Below are 14639 nucleotides of genomic sequence, written 5' to 3'. Positions count from 1 at the left end.
ACCCGGCCCCGGGAATCATTTGCTGCTCTTCGACTATGGAGACTCGTCAGGTGTCCGCATGGATTTTGTCTGACTTGGGCACTGCGAGCGTTTGACTGACAGTGATTGATTGTTCGTATGCTGGGCAGTGTCCGGACGGCGGTGATGATGGGCCAAGCTCCCAAACAACTCGATCCGACGCGGTCCCCGCTGCACTTCTTCGGCGCCGAGGTCCGTCGGCTGCGCGAAACCTCGGGTATGTCCCAAGCCGACCTTGGTGGCTTGCTGTTTGTACATAAAGACCTGGTACGGAAGATCGAGACCGCCGAACGGATGCCTTCGGACGCGCTGATCGATCGCTGCGACGAGGCACTCGGCGCCAGAGGCGCGTTCCGGTGGATGGCTCCGATACTCCAACGCGAGCGACTTCTTCGTCTGTCCAGCGACCCGGTCAGCCCGGCCACGACCGTGGCGTTCGACGCGGCGGCCATTGATCGGCGGGTGCTCGACTGGCTTCTCTCCCCGGAGCAGGACGCGCGGCGCTCCCACTCTCACAGCGAACCAGTTGTCGCCGAACGGCTTCAGGGGCTTCGGGCGATGGGACATGTCCGGGGAGCCGGTGACACCTACCCGGAGATTGCCACTCACCTCGGCCCCGATCTTGATTCTCTGGCCATCCATTCACCGCAGATCGCGGTGGGTCTGCTCGAACTGGCCGGTTACGAGGCCGTCGATCTCGGTGCCGACGGAGTCGCGCAGGAACACTATCTGCGCGCTTTGAAGATCGTGACCGCCGGCGGCGACCGGCTCTACGGGGGCTACCTGATCGCGGTGAGCCTCGCCCATCTCGCCCTGCACTGTGGTGACGCGGACCAGGCCGCGCGGCTGGCCGCGGCGGCGCTGGCGGGCACGAGACAACGGACCATCTACGCCGTACGCGCGGCACTGCGCGCCGTACTCGCCCGTGCCCATGCCCGGCGCGGTGACGCGGCCGGCTGTGCTGCGGCACTGCTCCAGGTCGAAGCCGACCTCTCGCGGCGGGATCCCGCCGACGAACCGTCCTGGATCTCCTACTTCGGCGAGGCCGACCTCGCCGACGAGAGAGCCCACTGCCTCTTCGACCTCGGCCTCCACGAACTCGCCCAACGCGAAGCCGCCCGCGCGGTGGAACTACTGACGCCGCGTCGTGCTCGTCGCCTGGCGCTCGACACGTCACTGCATGCCACCTCGCTGGCCCGGTCCCGCGAGATCGAGCACGCCTGCGCGATCGGCTACCGGGCCGTCGACCGAGCGGCGGAGGTCGTGTCCTTCCGCAGCGCCCACCGAATCGCGCTCATGATGGCCGAGCTGCAGCCCTACGCCGATCTACCCGTGGTTCGCGATCTGGGCGAGTACGTTCGCACGAAACTGCCGCCCGTGGTTACTCTGCGGGGGATATCCCGGCGCCCCTGAGTACGGCCAGATAGGCATCGAGTTCGGCTTCCAACGCGGCAGACAGCGTCGCGGCATCCGAGAGGTAGTGTCCGACGCCGTCGAGCCTGATCATCCGAACCAGTAGTTGTCGATCGTCCAACGCGTCCGCGAGTTCGCTGACGTCGCCGATCGGGGCGACGGGGTCCTCGACGCCGTGGATGAGCAGTACCGGACGCAGGACCTTCGTTGCCGCCACCTTGGCATCGCCACCGGCGAGAACCGCCGCGTGCGGTCGCTGGAATCGGGGCGCGGTGACCGTCCAACGTCCCGGATCGACGATCGCCGACCGGGCGACGGCGAGGGCGAACGGCCCGTCCTCACACACGGCCCGCAACGCCGTATAGCCGCCCGCGCTGGCACCGGAGATGAAAACCGCATCGCGTCGCGCCGAACCGTTCTCGATCAGGTGTAACGCGACGGTTCGACAGTCCTCCACGTCGAAACGACCCCAGTTGCCGTCCAGGGCCTTGCGGAACTCGCGACCGTAACCGGTACTCCCCCGGTAATCGACGTCCACGACGGCGAACCCCCGGCTCGTGAAGAACTGCACCTCCCAGTCCAGCCGCAGGTCGCTCTGGTGTGTCGGTCCAGGATGCGGCCTGACGATCAACGGCGCGGGGGCGCCACGGCTCGCAGCCGGATAAAAGAGCCCGGTTACCTCGGTTCCGGCGGTATTGAAGCGTATGACCTCGGGTATCGAAAGCGCCGCCGACAGTTCCACCCGGTAGGTGCCGGCGCGGATTATCTCGATCTTGTCCGAGCCGTCGGTTTCGACCAGTGCGACCTCCTGCGCGCGGGTCGGCGACGAGCCGATCAACGCGATCCGGCTGCCGAGGGCGGCAAGGTAGGGCTTGATCGAGGTGTACGGCAACTCGATCCGTACGACCTCGCCATCTGGTCCTACGACGACGAGGTGGTGGGCTGGGCCGTGTTGGACGACCACGCCGATGCGGTTCTCCGGCAGCAGGACATAGTCGGCGTAGGTGGACTCCCAGGGTGCCCTGGCACAGTCGGCTGCCATCGGGGCGAGCGCCTCCGTGCTGCCCGCACTCCACCGGTAGAGGTTCCACCAGCCGGTCCGGTCGCTGAGAAAGTACAGCCTGCCGTCCTCGCCCCACCGTGGTTGAACCGCCGACTCGTCCGGACCTCCGGCGACGCGTAGGGGCCGACTGATCGAGCCGTACGCCGTTCTGTCGGCGACCCAGACCTCGCTGGAATCCCACGGCATGACATCCCTGTCCCACTGCACCCATGCCAGCCGATCCCGGCCGGGGGTCGGCGAAGCGAGGAAACCGTCCGTCGCTCGCAACACTCGGCATCTCCCCGTCGCCGGCTCGATCGCAACCAGCTCGTCGCCGTCGTCGTCCTCCCGTACGCAGAGCAGCTCATCGCCGGAGCCAACAAGGTCGCCGTACGAGTGCCCGGTCGCGGATAGCCCGGTCGTGCCGTGGAGCTGTCCGGTCGAGGCGTTCACCAGGACCATTCCGCGCGACGGCAGCCAGCCATAGGGCATGCCGCCGTAGGCGTGCAGCCTGCTGCCGACGCTGTCCGCCGGTAATTCGGAGACATGGGTCCCGGAACCCCATGACGGCCGCCAACTCGTCACCACCGCCCTGCCGTGCTGCGGTGAGGACTCCACCCAGTGCAGGCCGCCATCAAAACTGGCAAGCCAGTCGTAGGACGTGCGGGCCCCAGCCACCTCGTCGGCGGTGAGTGGCATCGCTGCGTCCATGACCTCCGCCCCCTCCCCTGCCAAGCTGCCCCGATCACAACACAGGCGGCCGGTCGGGTGCGAACGGGTGCTCAGCGAACGGCGAAGCGGACACGTCCGACGTCCCCACTGATCGTCTGGCGGACGCCGGGTCACTACCGCGTGAATGGAACCCATGACCTCACCGCCGTACCGCCTGAAGGCTGCGGCGGTGGGCGCCGGGCGGGCTCACCGGCAGCGGCAACAGCCGGTGGGCCCGCCTTCCAGGCAGGTGGAGAGGCTGGAGGATCGTGTGTGGGTTCCGGAGCCGGGTGACGTGCTGCGGATCGATCGCCGGGCGTCGGTGCAGTTCGCTGGGTCGCCTCCGCTTGTGTTCCGGGTGATCTCGGTGAGTAAAAAGCCGACCTACGACGGCTGGGCCTGGATCACCGGATACGTCCTGGACCGGAAGGGTACGGCGGTCGAGCGGCGTGAACTGTTCGTCCAGCCCGCCGGGGTCCAGTTGATCCCGCCGGCCGCGGTCGCGGCACCTGCGCGGAGGCGTCGTGTTTGACATCCGTGTGCAGCTCGGCGCGGTACTGCGAATCGAGGCGGAGGACCGGTTCCGTCCGAGCGACGGGCCGGTGGCGCTGCGGGTCACCGGCGTACGGCTGGTGGCGAACCGACCCGAGCGGGCCGAGTGGATCTGGCTGGAGGGGGTCCGGATCCTGCCCGACGGCCACTCCGGCAACCAGACGCAGATCCTCGTCCGGGCCAGTCTGCTGCCGGTCGAGCGACAACCGAACTGAGCGGTCAACCCGAGAAGGAGCGAAGTTCATGGGTACGTCGGAGACGTACGGATGCCGGTCGTGAGCGCGCGGGCGGTGGGTGTCACGCGGGCCGTACGACGGTTGTCGCGTCTGCGGCCCGAGCAGGTACGGGCGGTACGCTTCGGTCGCACCCGGCTTGGTCGGCGGGGGCTGGCCGAGGAGCAGGTGTACGCCTTCGTGCGGCAGGTGGTGGACGAGCTGATCGCCCGGGACGCCGCCGAGGCCAGTCTCCGCGAGGAGAACACCCGCCTGAAGGGGGCGCTGCGGGACTGGCAGGCGCGACACTCCAGCACCCGCCCGGACAACGCGGGGCACTGGACGGATTCGCGGTGATCGGCGGTGCGAGCAAGGTAGCTCACCGGAGGACAGCGGGTTCGCCGTTCGAGGTGATGTCGGAGGGGCCGTAATACGCCTTCATCTCGGTGATCAGCCCCTTCTCGTCGAACTGCATGACGTCCAGCGAACGGATCTCGATCGGCCTGTCACCCAGCACCATCCGTACCGTGAAGGCCATGGCCGCCCCGGAGCCATGGGAGGCGCGAATCGGGGTGTCGAGCGTGAACGTCGCCTCCGCTGCGAGGCCGCCCACCAGACGGGTGAGGCCCGCCCGAGCGTCGTGGACTCCGGAGCCCACCGGGTCCTCCACGGTGCCCCGTTCGGCGAAGAGGGCGATGATCCCCTCGACGTCTTGGGCGTTGAGGGCGTCCAGGTATGCCTGCATTGCCGTACGCAGTTGAGCCTCTGACAGCATGTCGCGCCTCCTCCGGCCGTGATTGATCTGGGAGTTGGACTCCCGTTTTGCCAACGTACTCGCAAAATGGGAGTGGTGCTACTGTTTCTCGGGTGGGAGGTACGTCACCTGTGCGAGCACCACGCAAGGACCAGTTGCGTAACCGACAGAAGCTGCTGGCCTCGGCGCAGGAAACGTTCACGGAACACGGCCCCGACATCAAGATGGAGGAGGTCGCGCACCGGGCGGGCCTGGCCGTGAGCAGCCTCTACCGGCACTTCCCGACCAAGGACGACCTGGTGGTCGGGGTCCTGGACGCGATGATCCGTGGCGTGCAGGAGGGCGCGGACCGGGCCGCGTCGATCGAGGATCCGTACGAGGCGTTCCGGACGGTGTTCACCCAGAGCTGCGCGATGCGGGACGAGGAAGTGGCGACGTTCGCGAAGCTCGCGGCGCTGAGCCGACGAACCCAGGAGCACGCCCGCCGTCTGATCGCCGACGTGGTGGGCCCCGCGACCACCCGACTGCGCGCGGCAGGCGGCCTGCGGAAGGACATCACGATCGAAGATGTCGCGGCGTTCGTCCGGATGGCCGACCTGAGCGAGGGCGTCGAACAGCGCGGCCGGATTCTCGATGTCATCCTCACGGGACTCCGACGCGACCCGGCGGAGCGCCAGCACCCCAGCCGACCCTGATGCCGGCTCGATATCGCCCTATACCGCCGAACCCCGCAAACTGCCCAACACCGGACGATTAACTTGAGTGGGGCATCCGAGCGTGCTCTCCCCTGTTGCGAACCGGAGCACCGTCCGGCTACCTTGACTTAGCGGAGGCATGCCTCCGATTCAGGGCACGTGTCCGAGCAGGAAGAAGCAGCACCGTGAGTAACAACCCTGTCACCACCTCGTTCGGCGCGATGTCGACCGCCGCGGAGGTCATCGCCGGCGTTGATCTCGCCGGTCGCCGTGCGATCGTCACCGGGGCCGCGTCCGGCATCGGCGTCGAGACCGCCCGTGCGCTGGCCGGCGCGAACGCCGACGTGACCCTCGCCGTACGCGACCTGGCGGCCGGTGAGCGTACGGCCGCGGAGATCATCGCCAGCACCGGCAACCTCCAGGTCCGGGTTGCCCCGCTCGATCTCGCCGACCGGGCGTCGGTCGCCTCGTTCGTGGCTGACTGGACCGGGCCGCTGCACGTCCTGGTCAACAACGCCGGCATCATGGCCCCGCCGCTGATGCGCACCACGCAGGGCTGGGAGATGCAGTTCGCCACCAACCACCTCGGCCACTTCGCCCTGGCCACCGGCCTGCACGACGCACTCACCGCAGCCGGTGGAGCACGCGTCGTCTCGGTCAGCTCGGTCGGTCACGTCGGTGGGGGCATCAACTTCGACGACCTCCATTTCGAGCGACGCCCCTACGACCCCTGGGTCGCGTACGGGCAGTCGAAGACGGCCAACATCCTGTTCGCGGTCGAGGGCAACAGGCGCTGGGCCGCCGACGGGATCCTGGTCAACGCGCTCAACCCGGGCCGCATCATCGGCACTAACCTGATGCGGCACCTGCCCGAGTCGGCGAAGGCCCCGGCCACGCTGGATTCGAACAGCACCGGGGTGTCCTGGAAAACGCCGGAGCAGGGTGCCGCCACGTCGGTGCTGCTCGCCGCCTCACCATTGATCGACGGCATCGGGGGTCGCTACTTCGAGGACTGCAACGAGGCCGAGCCACACCAGCCCGAGGTACGCCGGGGTGTTGCGGCGTACGCGCTCGACCCCGAGGATGCCGCCCGGCTGTGGCAGGTCTCGACCGACACCCTCGTCGCCTGAGCGACACCGGCAGCCTCCCGCCGGTGGGCGGTGGCCGGATCAACTCGATGATCCACGCGCTCCTATCTGTCGGCCGACCACCTCTGGGAACAGCAGAGAGCGCGTGGATCATGCTTCTCCGCGGGTTTCGGGCTAGCCGGTGGTGTCGCGGGCCCAGGGTAGGAGGAGGGTTTCCACCGCTACCACCAGGTAGTAGAGGGCGACGCTGAGCAGGGCGAGCAGGGCAATGGCGGCGAACGCGAGCGGAGTGTCGGCCGACGCGGTGGACAGTGCCACCACCGCGCCGAGCCCTCGGTCGGGGTTGTAGACCTCGGCGACGACGGCACCGATCGGGGCGAGCGAGATCGCGACCTTCAGCCCAACGAAGATCTGCGGCAGGGCCCACGGGATACGGAACTTGCGGTAGGTCCGCCACCAGGAGGCGCTCAGTGAGCGGGCGAGTTCGGTCAGCTCCGTCGGTGTCGACGCCAGCCCGGACATGGCCGAGACCACGAGCGGGAAGAAGCAGATCAGCGCGGCCAGGAAGATCTTCGGCTTGGGGCCGTAGCCGAGCCAGAGCACCAGCAGCGGTGCGATGGCGACCTTGGGCACCGAGTTGAGCGTGATCAGCAGGGGCAGGGTGGCCCGTTCCAGCGCGGGTGCGGCGGCCAGTACGAGGGCGAGGATCAGCGCGAAGACGACGGCGATGCCGTATCCCGCGAGGGTCCCGACCAGGGTCGCCCATGCCTCGCGCATGAGGTATTCGGGCTGTTCCAGGAAGCGGTCGACGATCTGCGGCGGTGAGGGCAGGAAGAACGACCGGATGTCGAAGACGATGGTCGTGCCCCACCAGGCGCCGATCGCGCCAACCGCGCCGAGCAGCGGAAGCCCGAGAAAGGCGAAACGCGTACGGGCTTGGCCGGTGCCGGTGCTGCTCATCCGGAGGCCTGTTCGCGCCAGCCGACGGTGGAGTAGGTCAGGTGGCCGCGTACGACCAGCCGGGGATCGTGGACCAGCCGTTGCAGGGTCTCCAACTGCGCTTCGGTGAATCCCCGGGTCAGCATCTGGGTGCGTACCTGTGCGACGTTCGCCGCGACGAGCAGGGCACCGGCGGTGCCTCCCGGCCAGGATCGGGAGTGGATGACCGTGTCCACGCCCACCAGACCTTCCGCGAGCATGACCGAGTGAATGTGCGCCGCCCAGGTCGAGTCGGTGCCGTTGCCGGTCAGGACCTGCCCCACCAGAGTCTCCTGGTAGGCGTCGATCAGGGCCTCCGCCTCGTCGTCGGGCGCGGCCAGGACCAGCTTTCCCGCCGAGGTCAGCCAGTCCTCGATCACCAGCACCCCGCCGGGCGCCAGGGCGTCGACCAGCCGGCGCATGACCTCCCGCCGCTGGGGCACGTGCATGAGCACCAGCCGTGCGTGGATGAGGTCCCACGGTCCGTCGGGCAACGGGTCGTTGAGATCGTGCCGGAGCACCGTGTAGCCGGGGTCGTCGGGGATGTGGCGAGGATTGAGATCGGTCGCCACCACCGTGCCGGTGGGACCGGTCCGGGCGGCCAGCCAGCGGGCCACGCTACCGCCGCCGGCACCGAGTTCGAGGCAGCGACGACCGGTCAGGTCCCCCAGTTCGGAGAGCCGGGCGAAGGTGGGCTCGTCGAGCATCTCGGCGAGGAAGTTGTGCCGGTCGGCCGCCGCCGGGTCGTTGTTGTCGAAGGAGTACGAGGGTTTGTCCCCGTGGGGCGGCACCGACGGCCGGGTGGAGGTGGTCATGCGTACTCCCCGTTCAGGCTTTCGGAGTGAGGTTGAAGTCGACCACCGCCTGCGGCGCCAGGGCCTCCTTGACCAGCCCCAGATCGTGGATGACGGCGAGAGCCGACCTGACCCGTTGCTCGTCCATGGCGCCGAGTGGAGCCCCCGCCGCCGGGGCCACGTACGGCGTCATCGACGTGATCTCGGCCTTGGCCGCGTCGACGTTGGCCGCCGGCTGCGCCTTGAACAGGATCTGCGCCGCCTCGTCGGGGTGGTCGATCGTGTACCGCAGGCCCTTCATCAACGCTTCACGGAACCGTTTGCACAGCTCGGGATCGTCCTTGATGACCCGGTCCGACGCGAGGATGCCGTTGCCGAACAGGTCGGGCAGGTAATCGTTGTACGGCAGCAGGACCGTCTTCTTTCCGGCGGCCTTCTCGATCCCGGCACGGCCGATCAGGAATGTGCTGACCGCGTCGACCTGACCCGAGGCGAGCAGGGCCGGCACCTGCGCGGGGGCCGCGTTCACCCACTTCACCCCTGCGGCGTCGACCCCGGCGAGCTGCGCGTACGCCGGAAAGAGCAGTTGGTTGACGGAGCTGGTCGCGGCGCCGATCCGCTTGCCGGCCAGGTCCTTCGGTGAGGTGATGCCGCCGCCCTCCAGGGCGAGGATGGCGACCAGGGTCTGCTGGTGCACGGCGGCGATGGCCCGGAACTGGTCCTTGTACTCGGCGTTGGTGCCGGCCAGGATCCAGGCGCCGATCAGGTCGATGTTCACGAACTGGGCTCGGCCCCCGACCAGCGCCTTGACGTTCTCGCCCGACGCCTGGCCGAGCTCGATCTCGGCATCGATGCCGGCCTCCCGGAAGAACCCCTTCTCCTTGGCGACGAAGGCGAAGGCGTCGCGCCCGGAAGCACCGAACGCGGTCAGGTAGGTCACCTGGTCCGGTTCGTCGTTGCCCGCAGCCCCGCTGTCGCCGCCCTCGGCGCCGGAGCAAGCGGTGGTTGCCAACAGGGTCAGGACCAGCAGGCCGCTGGCCAGCGCACGGCTGTGTCGGAACATTCGTCTCTCCCCGCTACAGAGCCCCGATGGCCTCGTGTCGTCTGTGTGGGCGGCGGTGTCCCTTGTCGAGCGCTCAGCAGGGAGGTGTACACCCGTACGGGGCAGGCACGAGGCAGTTATAGACATATAGCGTATTCGATATCTTGGTCCTGGGGCGTCCCGAATGAGACTCCGGTCGGAGTTTCGGCCCGCTCACCACAGGGTTCCCTGACCCGAATGGGCGAGGGCCGGTGTGCGTAGGGCGTCGGGCGGGAGCGGAGAGGGCCAGATGTCGAGCGTGGGTGGGTTGGCCGACCGGTAGTGGTCGAGGTACCCGCGCACCACCGGTGACAGCGCATCCCACTCGCGGTCCTGGTCGACAACCTCGTACCACGCCACGTGCTCGATCCAGTACCGATACAGGAACTGCTCGAAGTCCGGGGCGACCCAGCGCGTCTCGCCCAGGAAGTCGGTCAGGCTCGTCTCCCCAGCCTCCTCGCCCTCCTCCGGTTCGTGGTCCGAAGGACTGCAGAGCACCGGTCCGGTGCCGTCCGACCCGAGGTAGAGGTACCAGTACAGGCATCCCTGCGAGTCGTGCATGAATCGCACGAGGTAGGCATGCTTCTCGATCGGGCTGGGCAAGGGTGTGGTCACCCGCCACTCGTTGCCGAGCGAGGGCACGGCGTGTTGCAGCCGAGCGCTGCCGATGAACGTGGCGAACGCAGCGGGCAGGATCAGGCCGTCCTTGGCCAGCAACCGGTTGAAGACCCGGACCGCCTCGGCCGTCAGGGGGTTGGGCGCCAGGTGGTGGTCGTCCGGTCCGGCCGCCCCCGGCTCCAGCCACTCGAACGTTCCGTCGAACGACCGGGCCGGCAGCGGCGGCAGGGTGCCGTACGTGTCGTCGCCCAGGACGTTGTCGCTTCGGTAGCGGTCCAGAGCCGGGCCCCACCAACCCCGTGCGAATCGCATCGCCGCACCCTACCCACCCGGCTTCGGCCACGATCGGGGCGCATGGATGGTGGGCCAGCCGGGTAGGGCTGGTGCATGCGTTCAGCACAACCACGGACAGATGAACATTCGGCAAAGAGAGGATGGTGGACGCGGCGACTCGATCCGGACCGCTCACTGGGTCTGCGGCTGACGCTCGCCTCGGTTGCGGCGGTGCTCGTACTCGTGCCGTTCTCGGTGCTGTCCCTGCTGGTCATCTCGGCCTGGTGGCCGCTACGCAGCGTGGACGAGGGACTGGCCGAGTCGCTGCACGCCGAGGCGGTCGCGAACCCGGGCTGGACCTCGACGATGCAGATCTGGACCGACGTGTTCGGCCCTGGGCCGCTGCGGGTGCTGGTCCTGGCGGTGGTGGTCTGGTTGTGGTGGCGGGGCGCCCGCCGGGTGGCGCTCTGGGCGGTCACGACCATGGTCGCCGGTGGTCTGTTGGGCGCCGGGCTCAAGCTGCTGTTCGGCCGGGGGCGGCCCGAGTTGCTCGATCCGGTGGAGCACGCGGCCGGCTACTCCTTCCCGTCCGGTCACGCGCTCACGGCGGCGCTGGCTGCGGGCGTACTGGTGCTGGTCTTCCTGCCCTTTGTCGGCGAGATCGATGAAACCCGGAGGCGGCGCGCGGCCCGCTGGGGGATCTGGGCCGCCGCCCTTGCGGTCACGGCGGTGACCGGACTCAGCCGGATCGCGCTGGGTGTGCACTGGCTCAGTGACGTGCTGGGCGGCTGGGTGCTCGGCGGCGCGGTGGTGGCCGCCACGACGGCCGCCTTCGCCACCTGGCGGGGCCGGGTCGGACAGCACCCGAGCGACCCGTTGACCGAGGGCGTGGTCGACGAGGAGGAGGGGCAACCGGCCGCGAACGGCCAGGCGTAGTTTGGGCGGACACCGGGTAGCTGAGGAGCCATGTCGATCGCGGCGATACCCCATGTACTCCGGCAGTTCACCACTCGCCTCCTGCTCCCGGTGGCCGTCCTCTACGGCGTGATGGTCGGCCTCGGGCTGCTGGTCACGAAGGTGCTGGACGACGTCTGGCCACTCACGGCCGAGGACACGGTCAACCGGCAGTTGGAAGCCGAGCGAAGCGGGGCCGCGAACGGCGTCTCCCTGGTGTTCAGCACGATCGCCAGCACACCGGCGATCATCGCGGTGACCGCGGTGGTCGCCTGCGTCCTCGCGCTGACCCTGCGCCGGTGGCGGGAGCCGGCATTCCTGATCGGGGCGGTCACCGCACAGGCCCTGATCTTCCTGTTCACCACGTTGGCGATCGACCGGCCACGCCCGGCGGTCGAGCACATGGACGTGTCCCCGCCCACCTCCAGTTTCCCGTCCGGGCACACCTCGGCGGCCGTCGCGCTCTACTGCGGCCTGGCCCTCGTGCTGGCGCTGCGCGCCCGGCGTACGTCGACGAAGGTCGCCTGGTGGTCACTGCTGGTGGCGGTGCCGATCGGGGTGGCCCTGACCCGGATGTACCGGGGAATGCACCATCCCAGTGACGTGGTCGGTTCGTTCATCAACGCGGGCACCTGCATCGTCATCATGGCGCGGGGCGTCCTGGACCGGACGGTCCGATGGGGGCGTGAGCACGTGCCGGGCAGGCGCACCGCCCGCAACCGGCAGCGGGTCACCGCCGGGACCACGTAGCGCCTCCGTCCCTTGTAGGCTTCCGGCCGCTCGAAGTTGGTTCTGAGAGAGGCTGACGTTGCTCGCACATCTGCTGCCCGGCTTTCGAGAGGTGCGCGCACCTCTGATCGCGGGATACGTCTGGGTACTGGCGGTCTGGATCGCCGTCGGCGAGAGCATTCTCGACCTTCAGCCGTACCCGCCGGCGCTGGAGAGCCTGGTCCAGCTCGGTAACTGGCTCGGGAAGACGGTCCTGCTCGGCGCGGTCAGCGTCTGCGCGTACATCATCGGGATCATCTCGAACACGACAAACAGGCTGCTGGAGCCCCGGCTCCTGGCATCCGGTTGGGACCACCGGAAGGTCGTCGCCCTGGCTCGCGGCAGCGCGCTGCGCCGGATCGACTCCAGTACGCGCTGCCCCGGTCCCCGCTCGGTCAGTCGACCGCTGTTCGAGATGTTCCGCAAGCGGGCGATCGAGCGCTACTCCACCGCCGTCGACTACCGCGACCAGTGCCTCCAACTGGTCGACAGGGCGCGGCAGACCCTGCCGTCGCGGCACCCCGGCCGGGCGGTGCTGGTACCGGCAACGGTCGCGACCGCCGACCTGGTGCAGCAGTACCCCGGACTCGACCACGCGATCGCGGAGTCGATGTACGGCATCGAACGCAAGGTCGCGCTGGTGCTGCGGGATCTGGAGCCGACGGTGGAGCGCCTGATCGGTGCCGAGCCGGAGCTTCACGGCGAGTTCGACCGGTGGGTCGCCGAGGCACAGTTCCGCATCTCGCTGTTCGTACCCACCTGCGCGCTGGTGGGGATCCTGAGCTGGCGCTTCTCCCCGCTCTACCTGCTCGGCCTGGTCGCACCGATCGCCCTGCTCCTGGTCGGTCGGCGCGAGCTGGTCAACGCGTACGCGAAGATCGCGATCTGGCTATCGGCGGGCCGGGTGGGTTCGCCGGTCCTCGACGACATCCTGGCCCAGGTCGACCAGCATGACCCGCAGGCGGAGTCGTCTCCGGCCGCGGACCGTTTCGTGCTGCGTAACCTGCTCGGCCCCGAGCCGGTCGGGGTGAATCCCCTCGCCTGGGCCAGAGCCCTGATGCCACGCACCCGGCGCGGGTACGGCTACGAGTTCGACTAGGGGTTGGCGAGATCGATACGCCAGTCATTGCTGCGCATCAGGGAGCCGCTGCCCGGCGGGTACTCGAAATTGCAGGGGCCGAGGAGAGTGAAGCCAAGGCGGCGGCAGAGAGCGTTGGAGGGGGTGTTCTCGACCGAGGGGAACGCGTGCAGGCTGTGGGGGGCATCGGGATGACGGCCAGCCTCGCGGACGATGGTGATCAGGGCGGCACCGGCTGCGGTGGCCACACCTCGGCCCTGGTACGGCGGTAGGACGTTCCATCCGGTCTCAAAGATCTGCCGACCCTGCCAGTCACGCTGGTGGTAGGCGATGCTGCCGGCCAGCTCGTCGCCGAGCAGTACGGCGAACATGCAGCCTCGGCCGGTTGTCGGCATGGCGAGGTATCGGCGGTGCCGGGCGAGCAGCTTCTCCTCTGACTCGGGGCCGCCGACGTGTCGACGCATCTGCGAGGTGTTGATCTGGCGCAGGAGGTCGAGCGCGGATTCCGACCAAGGCTCAAGACGAACGTCCATGCGGCGCAGCCTGGCAAAGTTCGGGATGACCAAGCACTTTATTTCGCCGTGGTGCGGCTCTCCCCCGGCCCGCGAACTCGGACCTGCGTCCCACCCGCAAATCCGGCGACATCGGCGGCCATCCCCGCCAGGATGGCCGGTATGGAAGAGGTTGAGGTCGTCGTCGCCCACAGCCAGCGCGCAACACTGCGCGTCGGCGACGTGTTCCTGAAGGTCGACGGCGACCCGGCGCACGCCGAGGTCGAGGTGCGGGCGATGGCCATGGCGCCGATACCGACCCCGGCGATCCTCTGGCGCGAGCCGCCCGTGCTCGCGATCACCGCCGTGCCCGGCAAGGCGCTCGGCCTCCTGGGCGAACCGTCGGCCGCGTCGCCGGCGGCGTGGGCTGCGACGGGTGCCGCCATACGGCGGCTGCACGATGCGCCATTGCCGCCGTGGCCGGGGCCCCGGCTCGACGACGTGGCGGCGGAGCTCGACAGCGAGTGCGCGTGGCTGCTCGCCAACGCCGTCCTGCCCGCCGAGGTGATCCGGCGCAACCGCGAGATCGCCGAGGCCGCCCTCCGGCCGTGGAAACCGGTGTTCATCCACGGCGACCTGCAGATCACCCACGTGTTCGTCGACGGCGACGAGGTCACCGGCGTCATCGACTGGTCCGAGGCCGCCCCCGGTGATGCCATGTTCGACCTCGCGACCTTGACGCTCGGGCACGAGGAACGCCTGGACGACCTGCTTGCCGGCTACGGCGCCGACGCGGACCGGGACGTGATCCGCGCCTGGTGGTCACTGCGCAGCCTGGTGGCGTCGCGCTGGCTGATCGAGCACGGCTTCGATCCGGACGCGCCGGGGTGCGAATTCGACGTGCTCAGATCCCGGATGCAGCAACCCTAGGGTCTGTGGCCACGCAGCCCGGCCTCGGCTTGATACGGACCCCAGAGCCCGGCTGGCGGTGAGGCACGCAAACCAGTGGCGCGGCGCCGCCGCGCACCATTACCGTCCTGCGGAACCGAGTCGTCTAGTGAAGGACGCGCCGTTGTACATCGCGTGAGACCTCCCAAGCGCTGATCTGTCGCGCGTCGC

General features: G+C 68.9%; 17 protein-coding genes. 10 read left to right on the top strand and 7 right to left on the bottom strand.

What is annotated here, in order from left to right; genetic code table 11:
* Window positions 1-117: 117 nt before the first annotated feature.
* Window positions 118-1431: a helix-turn-helix domain-containing protein gene (locus tag ACWEFB_RS17990; RefSeq protein ID WP_452286752.1), complete on the top strand. Its 1314-nt coding sequence runs from the start codon at window positions 118-120 to the stop codon at window positions 1429-1431.
* Here the strand turns inward: ACWEFB_RS17990 and ACWEFB_RS17985 are convergent.
* Window positions 1400-3184, bottom strand: coding sequence for a prolyl oligopeptidase family serine peptidase (locus tag ACWEFB_RS17985; RefSeq protein WP_452286750.1), 1785 nt, complete (start codon window positions 3182-3184; stop codon window positions 1400-1402). The two genes, ACWEFB_RS17990 and ACWEFB_RS17985, sit on opposite strands and share 32 nt — an antisense overlap.
* Window positions 3185-3551: 367 nt before the next feature.
* Between ACWEFB_RS17985 and ACWEFB_RS17980 the strand changes: the two genes are divergently transcribed.
* From ACWEFB_RS17980 to ACWEFB_RS17970, 3 genes are read left to right on the top strand one after another with little or no spacing between them, the layout of a single operon-like run.
* Window positions 3552-3716 carry a hypothetical protein gene (locus tag ACWEFB_RS17980; RefSeq protein ID WP_452286748.1) on the top strand — a complete coding sequence of 55 codons (165 nt, stop codon included), beginning with the start codon at window positions 3552-3554 and terminating at the stop codon, window positions 3714-3716.
* Entirely contained in the window at window positions 3709-3951 is a 243-nt protein-coding gene (locus ACWEFB_RS17975) for a hypothetical protein (RefSeq protein WP_452286746.1), read from the top strand. Before ACWEFB_RS17980 ends, ACWEFB_RS17975 begins: the two co-directional genes overlap by 8 nt.
* A gap of 60 nt (window positions 3952-4011) precedes the next feature.
* Window positions 4012-4305: a DivIVA domain-containing protein gene (locus ACWEFB_RS17970; RefSeq protein ID WP_452286744.1), complete on the top strand. Its 294-nt coding sequence runs from the start codon at window positions 4012-4014 to the stop codon at window positions 4303-4305.
* A gap of 22 nt (window positions 4306-4327) precedes the next feature.
* Here ACWEFB_RS17970 and ACWEFB_RS17965 read toward each other — a convergent pair whose 3' ends face one another.
* Window positions 4328-4723, bottom strand: a complete 396-nt coding sequence (locus ACWEFB_RS17965; protein WP_452286742.1) for a nuclear transport factor 2 family protein — start codon at window positions 4721-4723, stop codon at window positions 4328-4330.
* Window positions 4724-4833: 110 nt separating this feature from the next.
* On the opposite strand from ACWEFB_RS17965, the gene ACWEFB_RS17960 reads away from it, so the two are divergent.
* On the top strand, window positions 4834-5397 hold the full coding sequence (locus ACWEFB_RS17960) for a TetR/AcrR family transcriptional regulator (RefSeq protein WP_452286740.1): 564 nt from the start codon (window positions 4834-4836) through the stop codon (window positions 5395-5397).
* A 221-nt stretch (window positions 5398-5618) separates the two neighbouring features.
* On the top strand, window positions 5619-6527 hold the full coding sequence (locus ACWEFB_RS17955) for an SDR family NAD(P)-dependent oxidoreductase (protein ID WP_452286828.1): 909 nt from the start codon (window positions 5619-5621) through the stop codon (window positions 6525-6527).
* 132 nt (window positions 6528-6659) lie between these two features.
* On the opposite strand, the gene ACWEFB_RS17950 is transcribed toward ACWEFB_RS17955, so the two are convergent.
* The 4 genes from ACWEFB_RS17950 to ACWEFB_RS17935 form a co-directional block, all read right to left on the bottom strand.
* On the bottom strand, window positions 6660-7445 hold the full coding sequence (locus ACWEFB_RS17950) for an ABC transporter permease (protein WP_452286738.1): 786 nt from the start codon (window positions 7443-7445) through the stop codon (window positions 6660-6662).
* Entirely contained in the window at window positions 7442-8278 is an 837-nt protein-coding gene (locus tag ACWEFB_RS17945) for a class I SAM-dependent methyltransferase (protein ID WP_452286736.1), read from the bottom strand. Before ACWEFB_RS17945 ends, ACWEFB_RS17950 begins: the two co-directional genes overlap by 4 nt.
* Window positions 8279-8291: 13 nt before the next feature.
* The gene (locus ACWEFB_RS17940) at window positions 8292-9320 is read right to left on the bottom strand and encodes an ABC transporter substrate-binding protein (RefSeq protein WP_452286734.1); all 1029 of its coding nucleotides are present in this window, start codon (window positions 9318-9320) and stop codon (window positions 8292-8294) included.
* Between the two features lie 192 nt (window positions 9321-9512).
* Entirely contained in the window at window positions 9513-10268 is a 756-nt protein-coding gene (locus ACWEFB_RS17935; RefSeq protein ID WP_452286732.1) for a hypothetical protein, read from the bottom strand.
* Window positions 10269-10343: 75 nt separating this feature from the next.
* On the opposite strand from ACWEFB_RS17935, the gene ACWEFB_RS17930 reads away from it, so the two are divergent.
* The 3 genes from ACWEFB_RS17930 (at window position 10344) to ACWEFB_RS17920 (ending at window position 13050) form a co-directional block, all read left to right on the top strand.
* Complete coding sequence (locus ACWEFB_RS17930) at window positions 10344-11165, top strand: phosphatase PAP2 family protein (protein WP_452286730.1); 822 nt, start codon at window positions 10344-10346, stop codon at window positions 11163-11165.
* 30 nt (window positions 11166-11195) lie between these two features.
* A complete protein-coding gene (locus ACWEFB_RS17925; protein ID WP_452286728.1) occupies window positions 11196-11933 on the top strand; it encodes a phosphatase PAP2 family protein in 738 nt (245 codons plus the stop codon).
* 91 nt (window positions 11934-12024) lie between these two features.
* Complete coding sequence (locus ACWEFB_RS17920; protein ID WP_452286726.1) at window positions 12025-13050, top strand: hypothetical protein; 1026 nt, start codon at window positions 12025-12027, stop codon at window positions 13048-13050.
* On the opposite strand, the gene ACWEFB_RS17915 is transcribed toward ACWEFB_RS17920, so the two are convergent.
* The gene (locus ACWEFB_RS17915) at window positions 13047-13562 is read right to left on the bottom strand and encodes a GNAT family N-acetyltransferase (RefSeq protein WP_452286724.1); all 516 of its coding nucleotides are present in this window, start codon (window positions 13560-13562) and stop codon (window positions 13047-13049) included. The genes ACWEFB_RS17920 and ACWEFB_RS17915 overlap by 4 nt on opposite strands.
* 141 nt (window positions 13563-13703) lie before the next feature.
* Here ACWEFB_RS17915 and ACWEFB_RS17910 point away from each other — a divergent pair, with 141 nt between their 5' ends.
* Window positions 13704-14450 carry a phosphotransferase family protein gene (locus ACWEFB_RS17910; RefSeq protein ID WP_452286722.1) on the top strand — a complete coding sequence of 249 codons (747 nt, stop codon included), beginning with the start codon at window positions 13704-13706 and terminating at the stop codon, window positions 14448-14450.
* Window positions 14451-14639 lie beyond the last annotated feature (189 nt).

The sequence above is a fragment of the Micromonospora sp. NPDC004704 genome (genome assembly GCF_053601675.1).
The sequence above is the reverse complement of the archived record's forward strand: the minus strand, read 5'-3'. Positions and strand labels throughout refer to the sequence as shown.